Source organism: Bariatricus massiliensis, from assembly GCF_900086725.1.
GTDB lineage: Bacteria > Bacillota > Clostridia > Lachnospirales > Lachnospiraceae > Allocoprococcus > Allocoprococcus massiliensis.
Map to the genome: position 1 here is coordinate 1,433,808 of NZ_LT574838.1, position 26,180 is coordinate 1,459,987.

The 26,180-nt window shown below is 46.3% G+C and carries 20 protein-coding genes and 1 pseudogene; 1 reads left to right on the top strand and 20 read right to left on the bottom strand.

Features of this window, described 5'->3' with window-relative positions; genetic code table 11:
- Positions 1–4: 4 nt before the first annotated feature.
- Positions 5–3,298: a DEAD/DEAH box helicase gene (locus BN6465_RS18485; protein ID WP_066737979.1), complete on the bottom strand. Its 3,294-nt coding sequence runs from the start codon at positions 3,296–3,298 to the stop codon at positions 5–7.
- A 468-nt stretch (positions 3,299–3,766) separates the two neighbouring features.
- Between BN6465_RS18485 and BN6465_RS18490 the strand changes: the two genes are divergently transcribed.
- Entirely contained in the window at positions 3,767–5,215 is a 1,449-nt protein-coding gene (locus BN6465_RS18490) for a 4Fe-4S dicluster domain-containing protein (protein ID WP_066737981.1), read from the top strand.
- 58 nt (positions 5,216–5,273) lie between these two features.
- Here the strand turns inward: BN6465_RS18490 and BN6465_RS18495 are convergent, their stop codons facing one another.
- The 19 genes and pseudogenes from BN6465_RS18495 to BN6465_RS18580 form a co-directional block, all read right to left on the bottom strand.
- Positions 5,274–5,585: a hypothetical protein gene (locus tag BN6465_RS18495; protein WP_066737983.1), complete on the bottom strand. Its 312-nt coding sequence runs from the start codon at positions 5,583–5,585 to the stop codon at positions 5,274–5,276.
- Entirely contained in the window at positions 5,582–6,058 is a 477-nt protein-coding gene (locus tag BN6465_RS18500) for a helix-turn-helix transcriptional regulator (protein WP_066737985.1), read from the bottom strand. Before BN6465_RS18500 ends, BN6465_RS18495 begins: the two co-directional genes overlap by 4 nt.
- 120 nt (positions 6,059–6,178) lie before the next feature.
- On the bottom strand, positions 6,179–6,775 hold the full coding sequence (locus tag BN6465_RS18505) for an HD domain-containing protein (protein ID WP_066737987.1): 597 nt from the start codon (positions 6,773–6,775) through the stop codon (positions 6,179–6,181).
- Between the two features lie 43 nt (positions 6,776–6,818).
- Positions 6,819–7,235: a YjdF family protein gene (locus BN6465_RS18510; RefSeq protein ID WP_066737989.1), complete on the bottom strand. Its 417-nt coding sequence runs from the start codon at positions 7,233–7,235 to the stop codon at positions 6,819–6,821.
- Between the two features lie 302 nt (positions 7,236–7,537).
- Entirely contained in the window at positions 7,538–9,544 is a 2,007-nt protein-coding gene (locus tag BN6465_RS18515; RefSeq protein ID WP_066737990.1) for an amino acid permease, read from the bottom strand.
- 114 nt (positions 9,545–9,658) lie between these two features.
- On the bottom strand, positions 9,659–10,423 hold the full coding sequence (locus tag BN6465_RS18520; RefSeq protein WP_066737992.1) for a MerR family transcriptional regulator: 765 nt from the start codon (positions 10,421–10,423) through the stop codon (positions 9,659–9,661).
- A gap of 197 nt (positions 10,424–10,620) precedes the next feature.
- The gene (locus BN6465_RS18525) at positions 10,621–11,361 is read right to left on the bottom strand and encodes a peptidylprolyl isomerase (protein ID WP_066737994.1); all 741 of its coding nucleotides are present in this window, start codon (positions 11,359–11,361) and stop codon (positions 10,621–10,623) included.
- Between the two features lie 80 nt (positions 11,362–11,441).
- On the bottom strand, positions 11,442–11,846 hold the full coding sequence (locus BN6465_RS18530) for a GtrA family protein (RefSeq protein WP_066737995.1): 405 nt from the start codon (positions 11,844–11,846) through the stop codon (positions 11,442–11,444).
- The gene (locus tag BN6465_RS21280; protein WP_066737996.1) at positions 11,821–14,277 is read right to left on the bottom strand and encodes a YfhO family protein; all 2,457 of its coding nucleotides are present in this window, start codon (positions 14,275–14,277) and stop codon (positions 11,821–11,823) included. The genes BN6465_RS18530 and BN6465_RS21280 overlap by 26 nt, the downstream gene beginning before the upstream one ends.
- Positions 14,219–15,277 (bottom strand): glycosyltransferase family 2 protein, encoded by a 1,059-nt coding sequence (locus BN6465_RS18540; protein ID WP_066737997.1) that lies wholly within the window; start codon positions 15,275–15,277, stop codon positions 14,219–14,221. The genes BN6465_RS21280 and BN6465_RS18540 overlap by 59 nt, the downstream gene beginning before the upstream one ends.
- Before the next feature lie 237 nt (positions 15,278–15,514).
- The gene (locus BN6465_RS18545; RefSeq protein WP_154670292.1) at positions 15,515–15,952 is read right to left on the bottom strand and encodes a MazG family protein; all 438 of its coding nucleotides are present in this window, start codon (positions 15,950–15,952) and stop codon (positions 15,515–15,517) included.
- Positions 15,953–15,957: 5 nt separating this feature from the next.
- A complete protein-coding gene (locus BN6465_RS18550) occupies positions 15,958–16,956 on the bottom strand; it encodes a reverse transcriptase family protein (protein ID WP_066738000.1) in 999 nt (332 codons plus the stop codon).
- Positions 16,957–17,249: 293 nt separating this feature from the next.
- Positions 17,250–18,047, bottom strand: a complete 798-nt coding sequence (gene hdhA / locus BN6465_RS18555) for a 7alpha-hydroxysteroid dehydrogenase (RefSeq protein WP_066738002.1) — start codon at positions 18,045–18,047, stop codon at positions 17,250–17,252.
- A 56-nt stretch (positions 18,048–18,103) separates the two neighbouring features.
- Positions 18,104–19,786 carry an ABC transporter ATP-binding protein gene (locus BN6465_RS18560; protein ID WP_227183772.1) on the bottom strand — a complete coding sequence of 561 codons (1,683 nt, stop codon included), beginning with the start codon at positions 19,784–19,786 and terminating at the stop codon, positions 18,104–18,106.
- A 269-nt stretch (positions 19,787–20,055) separates the two neighbouring features.
- Positions 20,056–20,529, bottom strand: coding sequence for an LURP-one-related/scramblase family protein (locus tag BN6465_RS18565; protein WP_066738791.1), 474 nt, complete (start codon positions 20,527–20,529; stop codon positions 20,056–20,058).
- Between the two features lie 167 nt (positions 20,530–20,696).
- Entirely contained in the window at positions 20,697–22,949 is a 2,253-nt protein-coding gene (locus BN6465_RS21655) for a glycogen/starch/alpha-glucan phosphorylase (RefSeq protein WP_066738795.1), read from the bottom strand.
- Positions 22,950–22,994: 45 nt separating this feature from the next.
- Positions 22,995–24,467: pseudogene (malQ, locus tag BN6465_RS21660) on the bottom strand (4-alpha-glucanotransferase); the annotation flags it as partial.
- A gap of 27 nt (positions 24,468–24,494) precedes the next feature.
- On the bottom strand, positions 24,495–25,334 hold the full coding sequence (locus BN6465_RS18575) for a carbohydrate ABC transporter permease (protein WP_066738004.1): 840 nt from the start codon (positions 25,332–25,334) through the stop codon (positions 24,495–24,497).
- Entirely contained in the window at positions 25,335–26,177 is an 843-nt protein-coding gene (locus BN6465_RS18580; protein WP_066738006.1) for a carbohydrate ABC transporter permease, read from the bottom strand.
- Positions 26,178–26,180 lie beyond the last annotated feature (3 nt).

Consider the following 26,180-nt stretch of genomic DNA (forward strand, 5'->3'; position numbering starts at 1 on the left):
CCTCCTAATGAGCTTTCAACAGTTCAATAAGTTCTTCTCTGGAGAAGCTGCCCTCACTCAGACCTGCTCCCTCCAGTACCTGCTCCGTCAGCTCACGCTTGCGCTCCTGCAGCTTGACGATATTTTCTTCAATCGTACCTTTGACAATCAGCTTATATACCGTCACTACATTTTTCTGCCCTATGCGGTGCGCCCTGTCTGTCGCCTGATTCTGTACCGCCAGATTCCACCACGGGTCATAATGTATCACGATATCGGCCGCCGTAAGGTTAAGCCCCGTTCCTCCAGCCTTCAGCGAGATACAGAAAACAGAAGTCTCATCCTCCTCGAAGGCCTTGACCAGATGGCTCCTCATCTTCTTTCCGGTGGCTCCAGTCAAAGTATAGAAAGATATTCCTGCCTGCTGAAGCCGTTCCTGAATTACGGCGAGCATAGATGTAAATTGGGAAAACAACAGAATCTTGTGTCCTCCGCTCACCGCGTTTTCAATCAACTCCATGCACATATCTGTCTTTGCCGAATCGTATTTGTAATCCTCATATAAAAGACCCGGGTGGCAGCAGAGCTGCCGCAGCTTAGTAAGCTCGGACAATATTTGAATCTTTGATGTCTTGAACTCTTCCTCGCTCTGCTTGTCCAATATAGTCATGAGCCGTTTGACATGTGCGTCATATAGCTTTTCCTGTTCTCCCTCAAAACGGGCGTACATATGCTTTTCCAGCTTATCTGGCAAATCTTTCAGCACATCTTTTTTAAGTCTTCTCATGATGAAAGGCCGGAGCATCTTCTGCAGCCTTTCTACCGCCGCCTCATCTTGTTTCTGTACAATAGGAACCTCCAGCTCACTTCGAAACGTTTGATAAGAATATAAAAAGCCCGGCATCAAATAGTCGAAGATACTCCACAGCTCACTCAGCCGGTTCTCCATGGGCGTCCCCGTAAGCGCCAGCCTAAATCCTGCCGGAACTGCCTTGACGGCTCTGGCCGCTTTCGTGTTGTGATTCTTAATATACTGCGCCTCATCGATAATCTGACAATAAAACGAAATCCCTTGATAATACTCCACATCTCTCTTGAGCAGTTCATAGGAAGTGATTAAAATCTCCCGCTCCCCCGCATGCGCTATCTGCTCTTTCCTCTGGCCCGCACTTCCCGCTATTATCACCGTGTCCAGAGACGGCGCGAACTTTTCAATCTCATTCTGCCAGTTATATACTAAAGAGGCGGGCGTCACTATCAGGCTGCGCCTATTCTCCCCGGCTCCTGCCTCCTCGAATTCAGACAGTAGAAACGTGATAACCTGAAGCGTCTTGCCCAATCCCATATCATCCGCAAGTATCCCTCCGAATCCGTTGTTTCTCAAGGTCTTAATCCACAGAAATCCTTTTTTCTGATATTCCCGCAATATCTTGTCCAAGCTCTCGGGTACTTCAAAATCATTGTCCTCCACAGTCCTCATATTGCGCACCAATGCCTTGAACTCCTTGTTCTTAGCCACCGGAAGGGCCTGCTTCTCTTTCAAGGCTTCATCGAGATAGACTGCCCTGAATCTGGGAAGAAGAATATTTCCCTTCTGCAGCTCCTCGTCCTTCAGCTGAAGTGCTTCCCGAAGTTCATGGAGGACTTCGATTCCTTCATCATCCAAATCAATAAATTCACCGCTTTTCAGCCGGTAATATTTCTTCTTTTTATTGTACTTCGAAAGAATCTCCAAAAGTGCGTCCTGAGACATATTTTCCGACACTAGCTTAAGGGAAAGTAAGTCTCCTGACAGGGAAACACCCACCTGAATCTTGGGCACTGTCCGCACCTGCATCCCTCTCAAGCTCTCTGATACAAACACTTCCGCCAGCTCCTGCATCGCAGGAATTCCGTCTGACAGCAGTTCATACAGCATATCCTCCGATTCCGCCGCCACCAATTCCAGCGTATTGGGATTGAAGGCGTTGAAATAGGGCGAAATAATCTGCTCCATCCCTATTTCAGCCACCATATCTCTGGCATTCTTTTTTGTTTCCCTATCGTATATATTATATTTGTCGTCTCCGTAAACCGCCATGACCCTGCAGGTTATAAAATCCTTCTGGGGCGCGTCCAGATATATTTCAAATTCTGCCTGCGATATGTCATAATCCTCTTCGTCAAAGTTATCCGACAAACACACAAATCTCTTTTTCAATTCAGGAAGAATTTCCCTGCAGAACATGGGCAAGTCTTCTTTACGGATAAAAACGGTACGCCCGGGGGCTTTCTCCATGCTTCGTAGAAATTCTTCTGTCACAGGAGCCTGCTTGTTGGGCGCTTTATACAGAACACCGTCTTGAGCGTAAATAGTATACTGCTTTCCCCCATAGCAGAAAGCTAAATCTGCCGTAATCTCAATCCCATTCATGACCCCGGTGATTTTCATTGTCTGCCGAGGGGATTCTTCTATAATCTGATATAACTGACTGCGCTTTTCCCCTTTGCAGACCATTATCTGGCTCTTTGGAAATATGCTGAGAAAAGCTTCCAGCTCACGTCCATCCATAGGAATGCCTCTGAGCTTCTGGTGCGTCGTTCCATATCCGTATCCGGGATAGTATTGCGTCTGCTGGTAGTACTTCCCATTCCGCTCGGCCCACTCCGTAATATACTCCGCTATCTTTCTGCTCTCTCCCGAAAACATTTCCATATTATGAACCATCTGGAGCTTCTTCCCATAAGAATACAGCTCCTGCTTCCGCATGCGCTCTGCAAATTCAAAAATATCTTTCAGCACATACATCTGCCCCGAGCCTATCTTAAATTCTGCCGTCACATCCTTTTCATTACACAGGAGCAGCGGCTCCAGCTCTACCTTCCCGTATAGTTCCTTGTAGCGTATCGGCGCGGTCATGGCGGTCATTCTTCTGTCCAGAATCTGCCGGATCTCCCATGTAGTCTGACGCCCCCTATCTTCCGGCACCAGCTTCGTCTTGGGATTATTCTTTCTGTGCTCTTCTATTATAATCTGTCTGTTTAAATACTCCTCGTACTCAAGCAAAACAGCCACACAATGCTTGCACAGCCCCTCATAGCTGGAGAACGCAGGGCAGTCACAGTACACTTCCCCCACTTGGTCGTTCGCATCATCATACTCAATTTCGACTTGATACTCATTATCATAGCTTCCTGCCACCACCCCGCGTATGTCATGCTTATTCTCTTCCTTATCTACAGAGAAATCCTCGATCATCCAGCCGCTACGGTAAATGTCAAACCCTTTAAAATATGTCTTTGAACTCGATAACGCTTTAATCAAATCTCTAGTAATCATGTGACGTCCTCCGCCCCACAGGGCTATATTTTTCTTCTTTTTATTATACCACAAACGTAGAAAAGGAAGCGGCGCACCGCGCCATTTACTTTTCAAGTGGTGGCTCGCCGGTATAATGTGCCGCTACAAGCGGCATAAAGGCAATGCAATTGCCTTTCATTGCACGTATGTGCAATTATTATACCACAAACGCAGAAAAGGAAGCGGCGCACCGCGCCATTTACTTTTCAAGTGGTGGCTCGCCGATATAATGTGCCGCTACAAGCGGCATAAAGGCAATGCAATTGCCTTTCATTGCACGTATGTGCAATCATTATACCACAATAAGACTAACAGAACAAGTGTTCCTTCCGCCATATGTTCTTAATAAAAAACATCCTCTCCTCTTGCAATCCTGCACTGATACATTATAATAAACATATAGCAGTTAAAAAATTAACAATCAGAGATAAGAGAGGAAGAATCGCGATGTATGCTGACGAAAATGTAATTAAGATTAAGCACGAAGTACTTTATGAGGTAGCAAAGCTTGCATTTGCAGGCGAACTGGAGGAAAAGCGCGATCATATCGCTACGGAACTCATCCCCGGGCCTCTGCCTCAATTTCGCTGCTGTATTTATAAAGAGCGGGAAATCATCCGCCAGCGTGTCCGGCTTGCAGAAGGGAAAGCCCCCGGCGTTAGTGATGACGGCAATATCATTCAAGTCATCAGCTCCGCCTGTGAAGACTGTCCGATTTCCAGCTACACGGTAACGGAAAACTGCCAGAACTGTATCGGGAAAGCGTGTATCAATGCATGTAAGTTCGGCGCGATTGAATCGGGCAGACATCGCTCCCACATCGACGCGGCTAAATGTAAAGAATGTGGAAAATGTGCACAGGCCTGTCCTTACAATGCTATCGCACATCTGAAGCGTCCCTGCAAGTTCAGTTGTCCGGTAAATGCCATTACATACGATGAATATGGAATCTCTGTTATTGATAAAAAGAAATGTATCCGCTGTGGGAAATGTATCCACAGCTGCCCGTTCGGGGCCATCGGCTCTAAGACCTACATCGTTGATGTCATCCGTGCGCTCAAGGAAGGAAAGCTTGTCTATGCCATGGCTGCTCCTGCCACAGAAGGACAGTTCGGCCCGGATATCACGATGGCGAGCTGGAAGAAGGCCATGAAGGAAGTTGGCTTTACAGATTTTTATGATGTGGGGCTGGGCGGCGATATGACCGCAGCGTATGAGGCGGAAGAGTGGGCGGAAGCCTATAAGGAAGGGAAGAAAAAAGTGACTTCCTGCTGCCCTGCTTTTGTAAATATGGTTCGGCTTCATTACCCGCAGCTTGCGGACTGCGTGTCGACAACAGTTTCACCGATGTGCGCGGTCTCCCGCCTTATCAAGGCACAAGATCCGGATGCCGTAACCGTCTTTATCGGCCCATGTATTGCTAAAAAATCAGAAGTGGCAGACCAGCAGATTCCGGGAAATGCCGATTATGTACTGACTTACAGCGAAATCCGGGCTATCATGAAGGCAAAACAGGTGGTACTTGAGCCGTGCCCCAACGACGATCAGATTGCTTCTGTCTTCGGAAAGCGTTTCGCCAACTCCGGCGGTGTCACTGCAGCCGTACTGGAAAGCTTGAAAGAATCCGATGAAAATATCGAAGCTAAAGTATATAAGGCAAACGGGGCGGCGGAATGTAAAAAAGCCTTGCTCCTTCTCCGTGCCGCCAAACTTCCGGATGACTTTATCGAAGGCATGGCCTGTGAGGGCGGATGCGTCGGAGGGCCAAGCGCCTTCAACGATCAGTTCTCCTCTAAAAAGAACCGTGATGCCTTAATCAAAGAGGCCGATGAACGTGGTATCCATGAGAATCTGGGTAATTACAAGATGGACAGTATCTCTATGCACCGCGACTAAGCACTTGTTGCTTACATAGCAAAAATTTCCGCCCGGCTAATACTCTTAGCCGGGCATCCTAATGTTCCACTATCTCTTTTATGCCGGCAATGTTCTCGATTCTTAACATCTTCACTGCCGTTTTTTTCTTTCCCTCCTGTTCGAGCATCACCCATTCGTCATCCATATCTGCCAGTACCCCTTTTATGCTGTACATGATGTCAATGGACGGCATCGGCTTTTTGACCCTGATTTCACAGTTCTTCTGATAATATTCAGGCAGAAGTTCTCTGTATGAAATCCTCTTCTTTGTCTCCTTGTCCTCTTTCTTTAATTCCACTATCAAATAAACCACTAACCCGATTACTACCAAAACTAAAAATGTTGTCATATCTGCTCCTCCACTATCTCAAACCCTTGAATAGCCGACATTTCAATCAGATTGATAACACTCTCCTTCTGAAATAAACTGTTCTCTTTCGTTCTAGTGTATTCGATGCGAATCCACTCATCATTTACATCCAAAACTTTTACCTTTCCGCTGTTTCCCAGATCAGTGCCGGCCTCAAGAAGTAAATCGAAATCAGAGCATTCTAATCTCACTGTTTTTCCAATCAGCCCTCTCAGTACATGATTGTCCCGCTTTACTTTCTCTCTCGCCACAATCTCCACATTGTTCCCCGCCAAATCGTCCAGACTAATCTTATAAATCTGAGCAAGCTCCAATGCCTTGTCAAGAGCTGGCGCTCCCTGCCCACATTCCCAGTTGGAAATCGTCTGTCTCGTCACCGATATCATGTCCGCAAGCTCCTGCTGGCTGTATCCCTGCTTCTTCCGCAGCGCTGTCAATTTTTCACCAAGCATATTCATAACTCCTTCGCTTTATTTTGTATGTTTATTGTAGAAAAGATTCCCACAAAATACTAGCAAATCACTTTGGAACTTTGTCAAATTTCTTTGGCAGGCCTGCAAAACAAGGCTTTCTCAATTCTTTATCTTTCCGTTTTCAACATTGGGCTCCACAAAATTCCTTCGTGCATAGTCCCATAAAGCCTCCGATCCTTTGGCCGTATTCTTGTTCCGGTTCATTATCTGCTCCAGACAAACCCCGTGCTCTTCCCACGCCTTTCCGTCCGTGGCCGCATTGAGCATGACAGGCTGTATGTTATCCATCGTCCGGGCAAATTTCGCCTCCGCAGTCTCACCCGCCTCGAATTCTTCCCAAATTGCTTGAAACCTTTCCTTTTGGTCATCGGGCAGCAGACCGAAGATTCTTTCCGAAGCCCGCTCCTCCCGCTCCCTCTGCGTCTTCTTCGCGTCCTCGTCGTAAGCATAAGTATCGCCCGCATCAATCTCCACGATGTCGTGGAGCAGCAGCATCGTGACCGTCTTTAGCACATCGATTTTCTCATTTGCGTACTCACTCAGCAGAATCGTCATAATCGCCATATGCCACGCATGTTCCGCGTCATTTTCCTTCCTGACCCCATCGGTCAAATACGTCTGCCTCTGAATAAATTTTTCTTTGTCAATCTCACGGATGAAGTCAAATTGCTTTTCCAGTCTCTGTCTATCATTCATCAAGTTTTACCCTCTCTTTCTGCACGATGTCACAAAGGGGCAGTTACCTGCCCCGATGCTTCTCTTTCTTCTTCTGCTGTTTCAATTCAAACCTGCGCATCCTCTCAATTTCCTTCTGCTCTTTACTAAAGATTCTGCGCTCCGTCTTCATCTCTTCCTGCTGCAGTTTCAGAGCCTGCTGGGACTTCGTCCCAATGCCGGTATCCTTCACTTTCTTATGAACCTCACGCTGTCTCCGTTTTGGATTCATGTGAACTTCCTTTACAGCAGTTTCCACAGCCGGACTAAATCGCAGCCTGCAGTAATGGGTGAGAAGAAATTCCTGCACCTCATAATCTTTCGGCTCGGCTCCCACTGTCACCTTGCACACAGATAATTTGTTATCCTCTGTCCGTTCAAATACGAGCACCCAGAAAGGTTCTTCAAACATTACTGTCACCGCTACAAATACTCTGTCCATTTTATTCCCTCCTTAAAATACAATACACAGAGAATGGACGACCCAAGGAGGGAGGGTTACTTATATTCAATTGTGGGGCGACACCCGCTGTACTAAAATGCCATGGAGCCTCTCAATCCTATGAATACGGCCGGACTACCTACCGGCTCTATATACAGAATCTGTATACGTTGTGTTTTTATCTCTGCCACCTCATTTTATCATAATAAAATCTTTCTTTCTACTGATAGAAAAAAGAAAGCCATCCGAATATCGGATGGCTTTTGAATCTGCGCCCGCTCTGGCTAAATAAGAATAATCCTTTACTCTAATCCGCCAAGCTCCATCAAACTCTCAATATTAGATTCTGCTCCTACTACCCAGAGTACATCACCTTTTTGTACCACAGTATTGGCCTCCGGCATCATCATCGTCTCGCCTGCTCTCTTGATTCCAATAATCATACAGTGATGGTTCTCCTGTATACCAGTAGCTTTAATCGGCCTGCCGCAGTACGGCTCATTGCCCTTCACCGGAATCTCTGTACAGTTAAGAGGCACTTGCTTCTCCGTAGAGCCAAAGCCCATAAAATCTTTCATCGTACTCATTGTATACTTCTCGCCCACGTCCTGATTATCGCAGAACCTGCGGACCGCTCTTCTTGAGCCGACCGCGAAGACTCTGTCTCCGCCATAAATATTTGTCAATCCGGAGGGCAGCATGAGCATTTCTGTTCCACGCTCCACCTTTACGATAAAGACATTATGGTTCTTGCCCCAGCCAAGTTCTATCAGGTTCTTACCTGCATAAATCGCGTCCCTCGGAACAATGAAGGACAAAATACGATAATCGTCTTCAAAGAGATCCATAAATCCGGGAATATTCATATCCGCTGCCGCCATGCTGGCGAAAAGGAATGACGCTCTCTTCAACTTAGAGTATCTCTTTCTCTGTCTGTAATCTAAGACATAAAGAGCCACACCAATCATCATCCAGCCCAAGAACAGCCCGATTGCGGTATTGCCCATGAATACCGGCTGTCCCGGAATAAAGAGCAGAATCAGAAGCAAAGTCATAGTAAGACCCGCGAACCACGCCGTCTTCACGCCTCCCGGAATGCGGTATGGCCGCTTGAGCTCCGGCTCAATGCGTCTCAGCTTAATGAGGCAATATGCGGTGATCATCCAGCTTACAACATACCCCGCCGCGGAGAATGTTGTGAGGGAGCCAATCAAGCCGCTCCCTAAAAAAGGACCGATAATGGAAGCCGCAAGGCTGACCTTGAGTGCGTTGATCGGCGTACCATATTTACGGTTCTGTTTTGCCAGTACATCCGGTACGATGCTGACACGCGCCATAGCCATAAGTATCTGGGAAGACGCCATCATAAATCCATTCCAGGTCGTCAGCAGACCGCAGACCGCGCCACAAAGTATGAGCATATAAAGCGCCTGCCCGATTGGCCCGCTGTATATCTCCTTGAACATCAGCGCCGCGGACGGGCTTCCGAAACCTACAAATTCTCTCCAAGGCAATGCGCCGCCCAATGTGACAAGCAGCAGTGCATAGAAAATACAGGACAGTACTACGGTCAGTACCACCGTCTTACCGACGGACTTTACATCGCCCCCTGCACTCTCAATCCCTTGAGGTATGGTCTCAAATCCGGCAAGGAAGAATGGCACCGACGCCAAAATCGAGACGGCCCCACCCATGAACGAACTGTGGGAGCCTTGACCGATATTCTCGTACAGCGGATAGAAGTTATTGACATCCAGCTTTATCACGGCACAGATCATCGCTAAAATTCCAGAGCCGACGAGGGCAAAACACAGAATCCTCTGCAGCGACGCAGACGTCGACACCCCTCTCCTGTTAATCAAAAACAGTACAATAGAAATCAGTGTTCCCACAACAATGTGGCCTATGTAAATATCCGCACCGGCCAGCGTATAAAGCGGGCTGCCCATCTTTAACTGTGGAAACAAAATACTCAAAATATCGACAACATAAATCGCTTCCCACGGTATGATAGTAATAAATGCTCCGAAGGCCGCCCAGCCCGAAACAAAGGCAACACGGTCACCAAAAGCACGAAAAGCATAAGCCATACCACCGCCCGACACAGGAAGCATGGAGCAAAGCTCACAATAACAAAGGGCTACCGGAATCATCATTACCAGCGCAAGAATATAGCCGAACGCAGCCGGAAGCGGGCCGCCGCTTCCTCCCATCCAGCTATTGATAGATACAGCCCAACCCACTCCGACAATTGCACCAAAACCGATGCAGAAAAAGTCGAGTGCCGCAACTCTTTTTTTGTTCCCCATCATATCCTCCTTCAGCACACATTTAATCTGAAATCAGTATAACCTGCCGGGTTCTTGCGTGTCAATAAATTACCGATACTTTTGTTTCAAATAGTTTCAAAAAACTACAAAATATTACATACGTTCTGCCCAATACTCGACCGCCTTGGACAATAGTTCAGCACAACCGGAAATCTCCTCATTATAGTAGGCTTTAAAGCGCTCGTCAGCCATATACATCGCCGCAATTCCTTTATGTGCTTCCGCCGAATAATCCTTCCATGTCCTGCAGAGCCAGTCTTTATGGAGCCGCACTATCCTGCCTGCCTCCTCACTGTCCGGCTCGATTTCTTTCTGGACACCTTCTTTTAAACATTTCTTAATCTCAATCTCTAGCCACTTAAATTCATTCCATTCTTCTTCTGACATATTCATCATTTTCCGGTTAGACGCGTCTGCCTCCTCATCTCCGTACTTTTCACGTACCTCCTTACCATATCTCTCTTCGTTCTCCTCAACAAGATTCTTTTTAAATGCCTCAAATTTTTCTTTGTCTGTCATCTTATATTCTCCTTTCATTGACGCTATCGTCTGCTCTACTGTGTGAATCAGGAAATCCATATGTTTTCTCTGTTCTTCCAGTTCCCGGAGATGCTCTCTCAATGCCTTCATAATATCAAAATCATCCTGATAGATTATGTTTCGGATACTTTTTAAATCAAGCCCCCGCTGCCGGTAAAATAATATCTGTTGTAAAAGCGCCACTTCGTTTTGTCCATAGTAACGATATCCCGCCTCATTCACATACAGCGGTTTCAATAATCCGATTTCATCATAATAGCGCAACGTGCGTGCACTCACCCCCGCCATTTCCGATAATTCTCTGATACTATAATTCATTTTTCCACCTCCTACAGATAGAGCATATCTCTTTACGCAACGTCAAAGTCAAGAAAATTATAATAATTTATATGATGTCAGGGTCAAAAGGTTATACAATGCATGCTTGCATGCAATTGGATAACTTTGGGCCCCAGCATCATTTATATTTTATCATACGAAAAGCGGGCTTCTCCGCCCGCTTTCTTCTATTCCAGCTACTGCTGAACATATCTCTCTTTTAATTCTTTCACCTTATTTGTGTACACCTCATTCTGCTTCTGCTGTAGAAGTGTAGACTTAATGTTGGCCGCCACCTCTTCAAACGCCGCGGTCACAGGCTCATTTTTCTTTTCCACCTTAATCAAATGATAACCGAACTGGGTCTGAACAGGCCCCACTACATGTCCTACCTCGGCCGCAAATGCCGCGTCTTCAAATTCTTTGACCATCTGTCCTCTGCCAAATTCTCCTAAATCTCCGCCGTTCGCGCCGGAAGGACAGGTGGACTGCTCCTTGGCCGCCTCTTCAAACTGCACCTTACCATCAGCAATTGACTCTAAGATAGCGCTGCACTTTTCCTCGGAATCCGTAAGAATGTGTTTGGCATTCACAGTCTCTCCTTTGCAGAACTGCTGGCTGTTCGCCTCATAATAAGCTTTGGCCTCCTCGTCAGTTACTTTGATATCCTTCATCACACCTGCCATGGCCATCTGAGCCAAAATATCTTTCCTTGCATTTTCCATAATCTTTTTAAAGTCTTCCGTCTCGTCCAGCTTCTCATCTTCACCCAGCTGCGCGAAAGCCCGCAACGCGATCAACTGCTCTAAGTACTGCTGTCTGAACTGCGGATTGGAGGCGTATGCCTGCTGCTCCCTCGGTACATTCTTTAAAAACTCATTAAGCTGCTCCTCCGTAATCTCTTCTCCCGCAACAACGGCCAACACTTTTTTATCCATAAGTCATATTCTCCTTTTTGTCTAATATGTCCATTATAAATTGCTTTGTCTTGGACTGCAAGCGGTATTTTCTCCATTCATCAATCCGTTTGAAATATCCACTTCTTACTTATTACATAATTTAAAACAATAACAAGTACATTGGCGGCCGCTTTCATAAGAATCCCCGGAAAACCGAGCAGATCTACCGTTAAATACATGAGAACCAGCTCGACTGCTCCAGTCCCAAGCCTCCCGCCTGCAAACCGTATTCCTTCCCCAAGCGCTCCCCGCAAAGTCCATACGCCGCCGTCGAACACATACTGCTTATTTGTCACGAAAGCAAACACGACCGATACCAGCCATGCGGCGGCGGTGCTCCCGGTATTTGACATGTTTCCTCCTTGGTAACAGACATAATAGACCGTCATGTTGACAAGGGTAGTAAGCACCCCGAAAAACAAATACGATAACATCGTTTTATATTTTAAAATCAGCGTTCGCATACTTTTTCCTTCTCTTTCTTACCCAGTCCGCCAGAAGAACCGCTCCGGCTATTCCTGACACCAAAAGTCCCAGCTTCCATCCCGGAGCTTCATATACAATCCGCACCTCGTGCCGCCCTTCCGTTACCTGCGCGCCAAGAAATGCTTTATTGACCCTTCGGCTCTCTGTCTCCTTGCCATCTATATAAATGTGAAATCCCTTGTCATAAGGAATCGAGGTTATCAGCCAGCCGTCCGACAACGCATGGGCAGTGCCCTCATATCCGTCTCCCCGCTTTTCCAGCGACATATCCAGAATGTCCCGGTACAGACCCGCCTGTTTTTCCCCGTCTTCCCTTCCGAAGAAACACTGTATGTTTGAAATTTCATAGTGCCCTGCACCGTATTCTATCGTTATCTCCTCGGTTCCGGCAGGGACAGCGCAGGTATAGTGAAACACTTCGTTAGCGTTATAATAGACCCGCCCTGCGCCACTCAATTTATTCTTCTGTCCATTCACCGTGACACTGACGTCTTTCTTCTTGTCCAGATTGTGTATGGAAAATGACAAAAACAAGTACGTATCCTGACTTGCCGCCTGACTCAGTGGAATCGTCTTTGTCACTGTCTCCTTGGAATCCACTGTTATTTTTTGTTCTTCGTCATCTCCCGCATAGACCAAACTCACCGGTTCCAGCCGGGCTACAAGTTCACCATCCTCATCTCCCGCAACTGCATTTTCCAGCAGCGTCAACTGCTTTTGGGGCCATGATAAGCTCTCGAACTGTTTTTCTGTTATTGTCTGGCCGGTCAAGTAGAACATAGGCGCCGCCTGCCCGTTTTTGTAAACAGAACCCTCTTTTTCATATCCACCCGTGTCCGTCTGCCCGACCAAGTATTTTACACCCATAAAGCGGAGAAATACCGGATTGTCCACCGTATCTTCCATCAAGTTGTTGCGGGTAGACTTACTAAGCCCCAGCTCATTTCGAAAACTGTGATAAAAAGCGTTATTGACGGAAGAATAACTGGTGGTAAGGTTCTGGCCTGCTGCCAGCACCCGGTTCTGGTTAGCCTTATTATACTCATCGTCTCCCCGCACTTCCATGCGGTAAAGGCTATCATCCTCCTCTAAGATTCGCTCCACCGTCCGGGCAGTCTGTGCATGATTGAGTTCCCCCGCAAAATCCTCGGTGACCAGACCGTCTTTCATTTCTGAAAACTGAACCAAACAACCCGCAGCCATTATCACTGTCATCACCAGCGCCGATGCATTTCGCGCCGCGCGTCCTTTTAAACTAATGAAAAGCGCCGCACCACAGACCACCAGCTCCGTGTAAAGAACGAGACGTTCACCTGCCGCCACATCCCCGGCACCCAGACATAATACGAGCGCTCCTAGCACAGTCCCGCTAAGCACCGTCATGCCTCGCATGTTCTTCTCTCCGATTCGCTGAAAAAATCCGGCAGACAAATAACAGACAAGAGGAATCAAGGGAATCAATGCCTTATCCCTGACATACAGTCCTCCGTTCAACACCCAGACAAACAGAGGGAATATGACCACTACAGCCAACATCATGCCAAGCCATTTCTCTCTGCATTTTTTATAGAATACACTGGTGCACACCGCAATCACTGCCATGCATCCAACGCCCAGACCATAGGGGCTATACAAGAATTTGTGAAGTGATACATCCGGTACTAAGAGTTTCTTCATGGCTGTCGCAGCTCCGCCGCTCCGCCCCTGCATCATTGCGAAGAAAACCGGCACCAGATAGAACATGGACAGAAATCCCCCCAATATCATAGGATAAAACTGATGCCAAACGCATTTCACAAATACCCCCAGTGATGATGCCTGTTCTTTCCTCCAGCCACTGGCCGCATATAGGCACAATGCGGCTAAGCCTCCTACCGCAAAGTAAAAGCTAATGAGAATCATCATGACGATACTGCCTGTCAGCAGACCGTATTTGGATGTACGGCAATATCTGTCATAACCAATAAATGCCAGAATCAGAAAAGGTATATAGTTGACAAACATAATCTGTGCGGAAGAATGGTAAGTGACGGGGAGCGCCAAGACTAAAACAAGCGCCCCAAAAAAGCTATATTTTTTATCGTAATGTCTCCCCAGCCATAGATAACAGAGTACGCCGTCCGCCATCCCACTCAAGAGGGACAGCACTTGCACGTAATCTGTCATGTTCACAAAGGGAAGCAGATAAGCTATCCAGTACAATGGATTGCAGAGTCCATAGTATGCGTAATTGTAAATATTCTGTCCGCCGCCGATTTCGGCCGCGAACTGGGGGAATATATTCCCCGTCTTATAAAACAGCTCCCTAAAATATTCGGGAAACACCACATGCTGGCTTATCCAGTCGACTTTAGCGCCTGCCAGATACCCTCCGCTTCTTTGCAAGATAAAGAGTACGGTCGGTATCATCAAAAGTATTATGATATACAGCCACTCTGTCTTCCTGTTCCTCCATGCTTTTCTGCTTGTCCATATCATCTTCATCGCTCGTTTCCTTTAATAAATATATTGGCCTGTTCTTTACTTCCACATAAGTTCTCGCCAGATACTGCCCGAGAATTCCGATACACAGAAGCTGAACCCCGCCGATAAGAAATATGACGCACATCATGGCAGGCCAGCCGGCAACGGGGTCATGCCAAATCAGATTCTTGACAACCAGAACAATAATCATCAGAAACGCAAATCCACAGAACAAAATGCCGCCATAAGAAGCCAAGGAAAGCGGCACGGTAGAAAATCCCATGATTCCGTCAAAAGAATACTTCAAAAGTTTTCCAAAAGACCATTTCGTCTCGCCTGCCGCACGCTCCACATTGTGGTATTCCAGCCATTTCGTGCGGAATCCTACCCAGCCGAATATCCCTTTGGAAAAACGGTTGTACTCCCCAAGTTTGAGCAGCGCATCCGTCATCTTGCGGGTCATCATCCGGAAGTCTCTGGCCCCTTCCACAATCTGTGTCTTTGACATCTTGTTAATTACTTTATAAAATGAAGCAGAAAAGAAAGAACGGATCTTCTTCTCTCCGGTGCGGTCCATCCTCCGTGTGGCTACACAGTCATAGGGCTCTTCTGATAAAACCCGGAACATTTCCGGAATGTATGAGGGTGGATCCTGCAGATCGGCGTCCATCACTGCCACATAATCGCCGGATGCCTCTTTGAGCCCGGCGTATAAGGCCGCTTCCTTTCCAAAATTTCTTGAAAAAGAAAGATATTTGCATCTCTTATCCTTTTCATGAAGCTCTTTCAAAATCGCAAGTGTATCGTCGGCTGAACCATCGTCAACAAAAAGAAGTTCGAATTCTGCTTCCTTCATCTGATTCATGATTTTATCCATCTCTTCATAATATAAGTGCAGCACTTCCTGTTCATTAAAACAAGGAACTACAACGGTAATTTTTTTCATAATGAAGCCTCCTGTCTTTCTGCTGCCTGAAAATTATATTTCCAAGCATAGCACTCCCTTATTAAAATAGTGTGAGAATAACCTTAAGAAATTATAAAGAAAATCCGTACATTTTCCCTTCACCGACAATTTCCTGTCCTTAGAATCTGCACGAACCCCTCTATTTATCCCTTAGGATAAGCATATTATTAAAAAATCACAAACTATTCACAGAAGACAACATTCACAAAACTGTGATTATTTCTTATTCTCTTTTTCCTTTCGTTTTATTTCCTGCCATAAGGCCCGCCCCTCTTCCGGGGTGTGAATCACCGTGTCCCCAAACACATGCGGGTGCCTGCGTATCATCTTATCCGCAACTCCTTGAATCACATCGTCCAGAGTGAATGCTCCCCGCTCTGCCGCTATATCGCTGTGAAACACGACCTGCAGCAGTACATCCCCCAATTCCTCGCACAGATTGTCATCATCTCTGTTATCGATGGCCTGAATCACCTCGTCACACTCGTCTGTAAGACACTTCTTCAATGACTCATGGGTCTGGGCACGGTCCCACTTGCAGCCATGCTCTCCCCTGAGCGCCGATACGATTTTTCTCAGCTCCTCTAAATCATGGGGCTCATGCTCAACAAACTCTTCCTTTTCCGCGGCCTGTCCAATCTTTTTATTTTCCATATCCATCACTCCTGCTCTTTCATAAGCCTTTCTATCTCTTCCTTCGCCCGCCGAAACTCTTCATCCTCCGGGCTGGCCTGAAGAATAAAATGTACCTTCCCCAGCAGATGCTGTAGATAATGCATCACATCCCGGCTGTCTCCGTAACTTTCTCCCTTATTCCCCAGATGCCTGAGATGCGCTTCCACTCCATATTTCGTGCAATAATAAACCTCCGAGCGCACCTGCCTGCGGTAACTCCTTGCCGTCTGCAGTCTGTCATTCACCACGATGCCTGTCACCGTCTGCCGTACATGTGGTTTCAGTATCCGGGTCTTTTTTTCATTCAATTCAAATCCAAGCACTCTTAGGTAGCCCGCCACCTTATGCTTCACTTCTCTCCAGTCAAAAGAACCGGAAAATGTCAAATCATCACAATAGCGGGTATAACAGATTCCCCGCTCCCCGCACCAGCTTCCCATATATTCGTCAAAGGGCTTCATCACAAGATTCGACACGGCTGGCGATGTGGGCGCCCCCTGCGGAAGATAGTCCTCATAGCAGCAAAGCTCCGCCAACAGCTTTCTCACGGCCGGCGGAAAATAGACAGCCGGAAACGCAGATTGGTACACCATGAGAAATGTGATATTTTCAAAAAACTCTTTGATATCCAGCTTCAAAATCAACGCCTGCCCCACATGGGGCGCTGCATTATCTACCACAGACATCCGTTTTCTATAAGCGGTGGCATATGTAGAAACAGGAAGGCCATCCAGCACATGATGAAGCAGATTGCGCTGTATTTTATTCAAGAGTGCGTCAGGAACAAGAAGGCGGCGCACTCCCCCGCCTCTTTTTTGTATCTGCGCCGTCCGATAATGGCGCCCTGTATGATTGCTCACTGCATAGAGACACGCAAGTGCAGCCTCCGGTTTCACTCCAGTCCCCTCAAGGAGCCCAAGCGACAGCAGCATCTCATTGCTCTGCTCCCGTGTACAGTATTTCCACAAATTCTGATCGGTCATGACATTCCCCCGCCTTCCTTGGTACGGAATCCATCAGTTACAGGGACAATACAATATGGTGATTCTGTAAGATGCGAAGGGGTACTCAGGCGCAGGCCGACATGCACACGCAGTGTGCTGAAGTACCTAGCAGCATCTGAAAGTCTCATACTTTCCCTTGTTCTGCAGGACGGCGACTCGCCGCCCCGCCGGATATGCCGTACTCGTACAAACATGCCCGGATGTGCTATTGTCCCTGTTTTTTCATTGTATCATCTGCCTGTCAGGCAGGCAATACGAATAAACCATTTACATTAACGCCGGTTCTTCATCTCAATCATATCACCGTACACCGGAGTCGGAAGCCCAAAGCCTCCAGATACATCCACAATCTGCCCTGTCGTATAGGCTGAGTCATCGCTGGCAAAGTAAAGTACAGTTCCGGCGATTTCTTCCGGCTTGCCCATGCGTTTGATTGGTGTGTGCTTGAGGAAAAAGTCCCGGAATGCGTCCGTAAGATTGTCATTTACTGCATCCGTGGCAGTCATTCCCGGAAGCACCGCGTTACAACGGATATTATCACGGGCGCACTGTACGGCAATCAGTTTAGTCAGATAATTAATAGCCGCCTTACTGGTACCGTAAGCGATCTGTGAAATGTCAGGGCGCAGGCCGCCGATGGAAGAAATATTGATGATACTACCACCGCCGTTTGCCGCCATATGCGGAATCACCGCCTGTGCCGTCAGAAAAACGCTGGCAAGGTTCATATCGATGGTGCGGATGTACTCCTCGTACTCCGTGCTCTTAATATCCAAATCCTTCTGAGGGTTGGATGTGCCGAAATTATTTACTAAAATATCTATCCGGCCTTCTTTCTCCATGACCTCATTGACCATGGCGGCATATGTTTCCTTCTTGGAAGCATCGTTGTACACCGTCCTCACGGTACACCCCTGCTCGTTCAGCTCTTTCGCTCTCTCCTCGGCACGCTCTAAGTTCCGGGCTCCCATATAGACAACCGCGCCCTCTTTTGCCAGCCGCTGCACACAAGCCAGACCAATTCCCCTTGTAGACGCCGTCACAAGCGCCACTTTGTTCTCCAGTTTCATGTAAAAACCTCCTTTTTCATTTATAATTTAGCTTCAGCAAAATGCCCCTGCTTTATTCATATAACCTTGATGCCACTCTCATATAATTGTCTAAAATAACTATTTGTCTCCAACAGCTCCTCATAGCTGCCCTCTCCTACAATCTTTCCCCGGTTAAACACAACAATTCTGTTAAACTTCCTCACAGAGCTTAACCTGTGGGCGACAGCAATCACAGTCCTGCCCTCCAGCACCCGGAGCAGCTCCTCCATGGCCTTTTCCTCGGTCAGATTATCTATGGCAGAGGTGGCCTCATCCAGAATCACGATTTGCTTTGGGAAAAGCCATAGCCTTGCCAGTGCCAGACGCTGTTTCTCTCCTCCCGAAAGCATCATGCCCCGCTCCCCCACATCTGTATCAAGTCCTTGTTCTGCCTGTCTTAAAAGAAAGTCCAGTCCCATCTTTTCCAGCGCCTCACAGAGCCTATTCTCCTCAACATTCTTATAAAACACAAGGTTAGTCCTCAGCGTGCCGTCAAATACGGGTGCTTCCTGCGAGATATAATTCATATGGGCATACAGACTATCCAAGCATAATTCTTTTACTTCCGTCCCATCTATGCAGATACTGCCTTCTTCGTATTTCAAAAGTCCTCCGATTATTTTAACCAGCGTAGACTTCCCCGAACCGCTCTCTCCTACAAAGGCAACTTTTTCGCCCGGCCGCAAAGACAGATTAAGGCCGTCGAAGAGCAGCCTTTCTCCATAGGAAAACCTAAGATTTCTAATTTGAATGCATCCGCTCACCCTTTTCGCCGTTACTCCCTGATACAGACCTTCATCTTCTTTGGCTTTCAAAAAGGCTTCGAACCGTTTAAAAGCTGTCTTGTCCAGCTTATATTGTACGAACAATACGTTAAAAACCGCAATCGGTGTATAAGCGTTATGTATCAGCCCAATTAACGCTACTGCTGCCCCCGCACTTAGCCCCCCTGTCTTCCATGTGTACAGCAGCACTCCAATCTCCAGAGCCGCCTCCATCAACGCGAACATTGTAAAAAATGCTTCATGGACAAGATTCATTTTAACCTTTGCCCCGACAATCTGCTCCCTTGCTTCAGATGCTTTCTCGATTTCCATTGGAAACTGACGCTCGAAGCGAAAAAGTACCATCTCCATAAATCCACGAACCAGATAGTGATTCATCTGTTCTTCGCCTGTCAGAATCTTTTCCTTAATACGATAAAGGACTTTTAGGAGCATCGCTGTTATCATAAATACAAGCAGATAACCCCCTATAATCAGACAGGTAATCCGGGCGCTTATTCTCCAGATAAAGTAAACACTGAAGCATACGGTCGGTATGAGCTGCCTCACAAGACAAAAATAGAAGTCAAACAGTACCCCCTTTCCTGCCTCAGCGCCATTTTCAATACGGTTAGCCAGCTTACCTGTGCCAAGCTTCTGATACTCCAGATAATCTATTTTACTTATCTTCTTTAACGCAAGCAGCTTAAAATCTAGGTAGATTCCGTTCTCCAGCTTTTTAGCCGGATATTCATCCAGATAGCTCAGACAGTAATCTGCAGCGATTACTGCGCCATATATCACTATCCCTGACAACGCAAGTGTATCACCTGCCAGCCCATCTATGATTCTCTGGAAATAATCAGCTTTATAATTAGCCAGAAACGAGCACGCTATGCCCGAAGCAATGTAAACTATTATCATTGCTTTATTCGTTTGTAATATTTCTTTCATATACCGCATCTCTGTATCCCTTCCTAATCTGCCGGCACACGGAAATTTTCCGCCTGTGCCGCCGTTTTTTGTAATCTCTGTTAGGAACAGTACAGTTGCGACTGTCAGCATATTCAAATAAAAATCATGCTGCTGTAACCTCAGTACAATCTGCTGACAGATTATCTCAACTGTACTGAGTAGTTACCTCGGATTATCCTCATAATGAGTTCACCCCTTTCTTACGATATATATTGTCCACGATTTAAAATGATGTACTTAACACACACTTAATTTCCCTGTGTACAGTTTGCCGCATCGATTGCAATCACAAGCATCAATCCCATAAGCTCATCAGCCGGATCAGCAAAATCGAGCACATAAGTATCGCCCCAATGAAAAACCTCCTTAGAAATGTGAAGTACCGGACTGCAGGCATCGCAGACATCATATTCCCAGCCAAGGAAATCCCCCTCCACATGCCATCCGTTAAAGTCCACTTCATATTTCGGGCGGAAAAGTGTGAATTTCTTCTGAATCCTCCCCTGCGCATACCCATTCATCTCAATCTCAAACTCCGGCATCAAAGTCAGAAGCTTCTGTCTGACTGCCCCCACCTCATTTCCCTGCCGGTCATACACATGAATCTGATGTGCAAGCGCAAGAAACTCTGCCTTTACAAAATATTTGGCGTCTCCACTCTCATCATATACATCATAAGAATCCGTCCATGAAAAGACCCTTTGCTTAATCAATAAACGCATCTGTTTTCTCCTTTCCGTATTGAATAGTTCTCTGGTAAATAGAAAATAACTACCGATGGATTTCCCATAAAATCCGTCGGTAGTTTGTGTACCTCCATTTAAACGGCTTATCTTTACTGCTATAATAACAGAAAACAGATTGGGTATGCAAGATATTCTCATTGAGCTTACAAGTCCCATATCTCCTTATTATACTCCGCAATTGTTCGATCCGAAGAAAAGAACCCTGCCTTTGCAATATTGACAAGCATCTTCCCTGCCCAGTTCTTTCGGTCCTTGTAATCTTCCAACATCCGCTCTTTTTCAGCAATATACGCTTTTAGGTCCAGAAGGGTCATAAACCAGTCCTTACTGATTAACTCCTTATACAATCTGCACAGATTCTCCGGATCCCCAATCTTTATCATATCTTTGCTGATAATAAAATCTACCAGCTCTCCGATTGCCGGGTCCGACTCATAATATTTCCTTGGCTGATAACCGTTGGTCTCATACAGCCGGATGACTTCCTCACTTCTTTTACCAAAAATGTAGATATTATCGCTGCCAACCAAATCGTGAATCTCCACATTCGCGCCATCCATGGTGCCAAGAGTCACCGCCCCATTCAGCATGAACTTCATATTTCCGGTACCGCTTGCCTCCTTGGACGCCAGAGATATCTGTTCGGAAATATCACAGGCCGGGATGAGCTTTTCTGCTTTCGTCACGTTATAATTCTCCACCATGACAATTTTCAGATATGGCGCCACATCCGGGTCTTGATTAATCAGTTCCTGAAGGCAGAGAATCAAATGGATAATATCCTTTGCAAGCGTATATGCCGGCGCCGCTTTTGCTCCAAATATAATCGTAACCGGTATATCCGGCAAACGTCCTGCCTTAATTTCTTTATATTTATAAATCACATACAACGCGTTCATCTGCTGCCGCTTATACTCATGGAGCCGCTTAATCTGTATGTCGAATACCGATTCTTCAGAAATATCCACTCCCTGAGATGTCTGCAAATACTCTTTCAGTTCTCTTTTATTTTTCTGCTTAATACAAAGCAGCTCTTCCAGCGCCTCCTCATCTTCGGTGTAAGCAAGCAGCTTTTCAAGCTGGGACGCATCCTTTTTCCACCCTTCCCCAATGAGTTTCGTAATATAACTGCTAAGAGCCGGATTGCAGTGCATCAGCCACCGGCGGAAGGTAATCCCATTGGTTTTGTTGTTGAACTTCTCCGGGTAAATCTCATAAAACGATTTCAGCTCTGCATTTTTCAAAATCTCCGTGTGAAGAGCCGCCACACCATTAACACTGAATCCGTAATGTATATCCATGTGAGCCATATGCACCCGGTCATTCTCGTCAATAATTGCCACCTTCTCATCTGCGTATTTTTCTTTCACCCGTGCATCCAGTTTCTCAATAATGGGAATCAGATGAGGCACCACCTGCTCCAAATAAGCGAGAGGCCATTTCTCCAACGCCTCCGCCAGTATGGTGTGATTGGTATAGGCGCAAGTCTTTGTGACAATCTCTGCCGCCTCGTCAAAAGATATCCCTCGTTCTGTCAGAAGCCGAATCAGCTCCGGAATCACCATAGATGGATGGGTGTCATTAATCTGAATCACGACGTGTTCATAGAGTCTTCGAATATCGTACCCCTTCTCATCCATTTCCTTCAGGATAAGCTGCGCGCCACTGCTCACCATAAAATACTGCTGGTAAATCCGCAAAAGCTGTCCCGCTTCATCACTGTCATCCGGATACAGAAATAGGGTCAGGTTTCTTCGTATATCCTCTTTGTCAAAGGTAATTCCCTCGTCAACCATTCCTTCATCAACAGACTCTGTATCGAAAAGATGAAGCTTGTTAATTCCACTTTCATACCCCGGAATATCTATATCATACATAACCGATGTCAGCGTAAAGTTCTTGAATATTACTGGAAAATGAATTCCTGTGTCTGTAAGCCAGCTTTCCTTCTCGATCCATGGATTTTTCACTTCTTTCTGCTTGTAAGATTCAAGCACCTGACGGAACAAACCATAATGATAATTCAACCCGATTCCGGCTCCGTTAAGTCCCAGCGTCGCTATGGAATCCATGAAACATGCTGCCAGCCTACCAAGTCCGCCATTTCCAAGAGATGGCTCTGGCTCTATCTCCTCAATTTCCACAAGGCTCTTTCCGTTTTCTTCAAGAAGCTCTCGGACTTCGTCATAAATCCCCAGATTAATCAGATTATTGGACAATAATTTGCCAATCAGGAATTCTGCCGATATATAATAGACCTTCTTATCTCCCTGATTCTCTTCCTTACCAGAGCTGATTTCCTTTGTTAATCCTAAAAGAGCATAGTACAATGCCCCCTCATCTGCCTGTGCAATGGTTTCGCCTAATCGTTCTTCCAGTTTCTGCCTCAAATTCATATTTCTGTCTGTCTCCTTCTGTGTTAAGGGCTTCCGTCCGTATACTTCCGTAAGTTTGCGCATTTTTCGGGCAAGTTCCTCCGTAAAAGCGCCTCTTTTCATCCTCCATACCCAGTTACCGCCAAGGGTAGACGGAATATTGATTCTTCCTTCTTTCCCAATCCCAAGGATATCCTGCATAGGGATAATACACGTATCCGCCACGCTTCGCATGGCAAGGCAGATACAATCCCAATATATCTCTTCCTCATCTTTCCCCGTGTTATTGAGATACGTAAGCGCCATCTCCTGATCCTCCGGTGTAAGCTCCTTATACCAGCCTCTTAACGTATCATTATCATGTGTGCCTGTATAAACTACACAGTTTTTATCATAATTGTGAGGAAGATAATCGCTTTCTTCTCTGGAATCAAATGCGAACTGAAGCACCTTCATCCCCGGGTAACCGCTTGCATGTAGTAACTCCCTCACACTGTCCGTTAAAAATCCTAAATCCTCAGCAATAATCGGAAGGTCACCCAGCTCGCTTTTCACTGCATCAAATAATTCCATACCGGGTCCCTTCTTCCAGCAGCCATTCACCGCATCCGCATCTTTATAGGGGATGGAATAATATGCGTCGAACCCTCTAAAATGGTCAATCCGCATAATATCATACAGTCCAAAGCAATGGCGGATACGCTGTATCCACCATGCATATCCGGTTTTCTTATGGTAAGCCCAGTCATACAAAGGATTCCCCCAGAGCTGTCCTGTCGCAGAGAACCCGTCCGGCGGGCAGCCAGCCACTGCCACTGGCAATTGCTCTTCGTCCAGTTGAAACAGCTTCGGCTCCGCCCACGTATCGGCGCTGTCGTATGCTACATAGATAGGGATATCCCCGATAATCCGGATTCCCTTTTTATTCGCATATGCTTTCAGCCGCCTCCACTGCCTGTAAAATTCATATTGCAGAAATTCGTAGAATTTCACATCCTCATTCAAAACTTCCCGGTACTTTAGGAGCGCCTCCGGCCTTCGAAACCGGATATCATTCTCCCAGTTGTCAAAGCTTTGCCCGCCAAATTTATCTTTCACAGCCATATAAAGGGCATAATCAAAAAGCCACCAGCCTTCCTCCTCTAAAAATGCCCGATACTCTGCCGTCTCTTGAATCCCCTGTTCTGCAGCACATTCAAAGGCTTTCCGCAGCACCCGGAATCTTGTCGCATAGAGCTTTCCGTAATCTATCCTATCTTCACTGCCTTCAAGGTCCGCGCTTTCACATTGCTCTTTCACCAAAAGCCCTTCTTTAACCAGTGTCTTCAAGTCTATAAAATATGGATTGCCCGCAAAAGTCGAAAAGGACTGGTACGGGGAATCCCCATAACTAGTAGGACCCAGCGGCAGAATCTGCCACAGGGTCTGTCCGGCTTCATTTAACCGATCCACAAAATCATAAGCCTCTTCGGAAAAACAACCGATTCCATAAGGGGAAGGTAGTGCCGACACCGGCATTAATATTCCATTCTGTCTCATTTGGTCTCTCCCTGTTATTATCGTTTTCTAGCCTTTTACCGCTCCAGCAGCCACACCCTTAATAATGTGCTTCTGACAAGACAGGTAGAAGATGATAACCGGAATAACCGCAAGTATCAGTGCCGCCATGACCGCACCCATATCTACTCGTCCGTAGCTTCCCTTCATATACTGGATTGCAATGGAAATGGTTTTATATTTGTTCAAATCCAGCACTAGATACGGAAGCAGGAAGTCATTCCAGATCCACATGGTTTCTAGTATCCCCACCGAAATGTACGTAGGCTTCATAATAGGAAGCACCACACTGAAAAATGTCCGCAGCGGAGTACAGCCGTCAATCATCGCCGCCTCCTCAATCTCAAGAGGAATGGATTTTACAAAGCCGCAGAACATAAAGACCGCAAGCCCTGCCCCAAATCCCAGATAAATAATGATAATCCCCCACGGCGTCCGAAGTCCGGTGCGGTCCGCCACCAGTGAAAGGGTGAACATGACCATCTGGAAAGGCACGACCATAGAAAATACGCACAGTAAATAAAGCATTTTTGTAAATTTGGATGTAATTCTTGTAATATACCATGCACACATAGAAGTGCAAATAAGAATGACAAGTACCGAACCAATCGTAATAAAGACGGTCCAGCCAACCGCACTCAAAAGGTCGTATTTATCAATAGCAGTTACGTAATTGTCGAGCCCTGCCAGCGTCTTGGAATCCGGCATGGTAAAGGGCTGTTTATTAATAAACACCTTTTTCTTAAATGAATTCATAAGGACAATAAGAATCGGCAGAATATACACAATACCAATAATTGTAAATGCACCTGTTCCGGCCAGACTTAACGGGCTTTTCTTTGTTTTCATCTACTGTTGCACCTCCTTTGAACGTGTTGCGCGAAGCTGTATCATTCCAATCGTTACCACTAGCAGGAAGAACAGTACCGCTTTCGCCTGCCCAACGCCTTCCCATCCGGTACGGCCGTAGAATGTATTAAAGATATTTAAGGCCATCATCTCCGACATCTTGGAAGGCTCGCCTGCTGTCAGTGACAGGTTCTGGTCAAAGAGCTTAAATCCATTGGTGATGGATAAGAACATACAGATAGTAATAGACGGCATCATCATGGGAATGGTAACCTTCCAAAGTCTCTGCCACCCGGTTGCACCGTCAATCTGCGCGGCCTCAATTACATCCCCCGGTATAGACTGCAGGCCCGCGATGTAGATAATCATCATATACCCAATCTGCTGCCAGCTTACAAGAATAATCAGGCCCCAGAATCCATACCACTCATTTAACCCAAGGGCTGTGCTGTATCTTGCCAGAATACCATTAAAAATCAACTGCCAGATATATCCCAGAACGATACCGCCAATCAAATTCGGCATAAAGAAAATCGTACGGAATATATTGGTTCCGTGCATCTCCTTCGTCAGTGCCATCGCAAGGGCAAAGGCAATCACATTAATCACAATCAGAGATACAATCGCAAAAAGTGCAGTGTACCAAAAAGAATGTCTGAACACGGTATCCTTCAGTGCATCCAGATAATTAGAAATTCCGTTGAACTTCGCATCGGTAACGGTTGTAAACTTACAGAACGACAGCCAGATTCCCATGAGAAACGGGACAATAAAGCCGATGATAAACGCACAAAAAGTAGGAAGTACGAATATCGGCATATAACGTTTTATGGATTTTTCCATAAG

Bases quoted from the DNA above. Each gene is read 5' to 3' on its own strand.
- BN6465_RS18485 (WP_066737979.1), bottom strand. From the start codon at position 3,298: ATGATTACTAGAGATTTGATTAAAGCGTTATCGAGTTCAAAGACATAT.
- BN6465_RS18490 (WP_066737981.1), top strand. From the start codon at position 3,767: ATGTATGCTGACGAAAATGTAATTAAGATTAAGCACGAAGTACTTTAT.
- BN6465_RS18495 (WP_066737983.1), bottom strand. From the start codon at position 5,585: ATGACAACATTTTTAGTTTTGGTAGTAATCGGGTTAGTGGTTTATTTG.
- BN6465_RS18500 (WP_066737985.1), bottom strand. From the start codon at position 6,058: ATGCTTGGTGAAAAATTGACAGCGCTGCGGAAGAAGCAGGGATACAGC.
- BN6465_RS18505 (WP_066737987.1), bottom strand. From the start codon at position 6,775: ATGAATGATAGACAGAGACTGGAAAAGCAATTTGACTTCATCCGTGAG.
- BN6465_RS18510 (WP_066737989.1), bottom strand. From the start codon at position 7,235: ATGGACAGAGTATTTGTAGCGGTGACAGTAATGTTTGAAGAACCTTTC.
- BN6465_RS18515 (WP_066737990.1), bottom strand. From the start codon at position 9,544: ATGGGGAACAAAAAAAGAGTTGCGGCACTCGACTTTTTCTGCATCGGT.
- BN6465_RS18520 (WP_066737992.1), bottom strand. From the start codon at position 10,423: ATGAATTATAGTATCAGAGAATTATCGGAAATGGCGGGGGTGAGTGCA.
- BN6465_RS18525 (WP_066737994.1), bottom strand. From the start codon at position 11,361: ATGGATAAAAAAGTGTTGGCCGTTGTTGCGGGAGAAGAGATTACGGAG.
- BN6465_RS18530 (WP_066737995.1), bottom strand. From the start codon at position 11,846: ATGCGAACGCTGATTTTAAAATATAAAACGATGTTATCGTATTTGTTT.
- BN6465_RS21280 (WP_066737996.1), bottom strand. From the start codon at position 14,277: ATGATACCGACCGTACTCTTTATCTTGCAAAGAAGCGGAGGGTATCTG.
- BN6465_RS18540 (WP_066737997.1), bottom strand. From the start codon at position 15,277: ATGAAAAAAATTACCGTTGTAGTTCCTTGTTTTAATGAACAGGAAGTG.
- BN6465_RS18545 (WP_154670292.1), bottom strand. From the start codon at position 15,952: ATGGAAAATAAAAAGATTGGACAGGCCGCGGAAAAGGAAGAGTTTGTT.
- BN6465_RS18550 (WP_066738000.1), bottom strand. From the start codon at position 16,956: ATGACCGATCAGAATTTGTGGAAATACTGTACACGGGAGCAGAGCAAT.
- hdhA (WP_066738002.1), bottom strand. From the start codon at position 18,047: ATGAAACTGGAGAACAAAGTGGCGCTTGTGACGGCGTCTACAAGGGGA.
- BN6465_RS18560 (WP_227183772.1), bottom strand. From the start codon at position 19,786: ATGAAAGAAATATTACAAACGAATAAAGCAATGATAATAGTTTACATT.
- BN6465_RS18565 (WP_066738791.1), bottom strand. From the start codon at position 20,529: ATGCGTTTATTGATTAAGCAAAGGGTCTTTTCATGGACGGATTCTTAT.
- BN6465_RS21655 (WP_066738795.1), bottom strand. From the start codon at position 22,949: ATGAATTTGAGGCAGAAACTGGAAGAACGATTAGGCGAAACCATTGCA.
- BN6465_RS18575 (WP_066738004.1), bottom strand. From the start codon at position 25,334: ATGAAAACAAAGAAAAGCCCGTTAAGTCTGGCCGGAACAGGTGCATTT.
- BN6465_RS18580 (WP_066738006.1), bottom strand. From the start codon at position 26,177: ATGGAAAAATCCATAAAACGTTATATGCCGATATTCGTACTTCCTACT.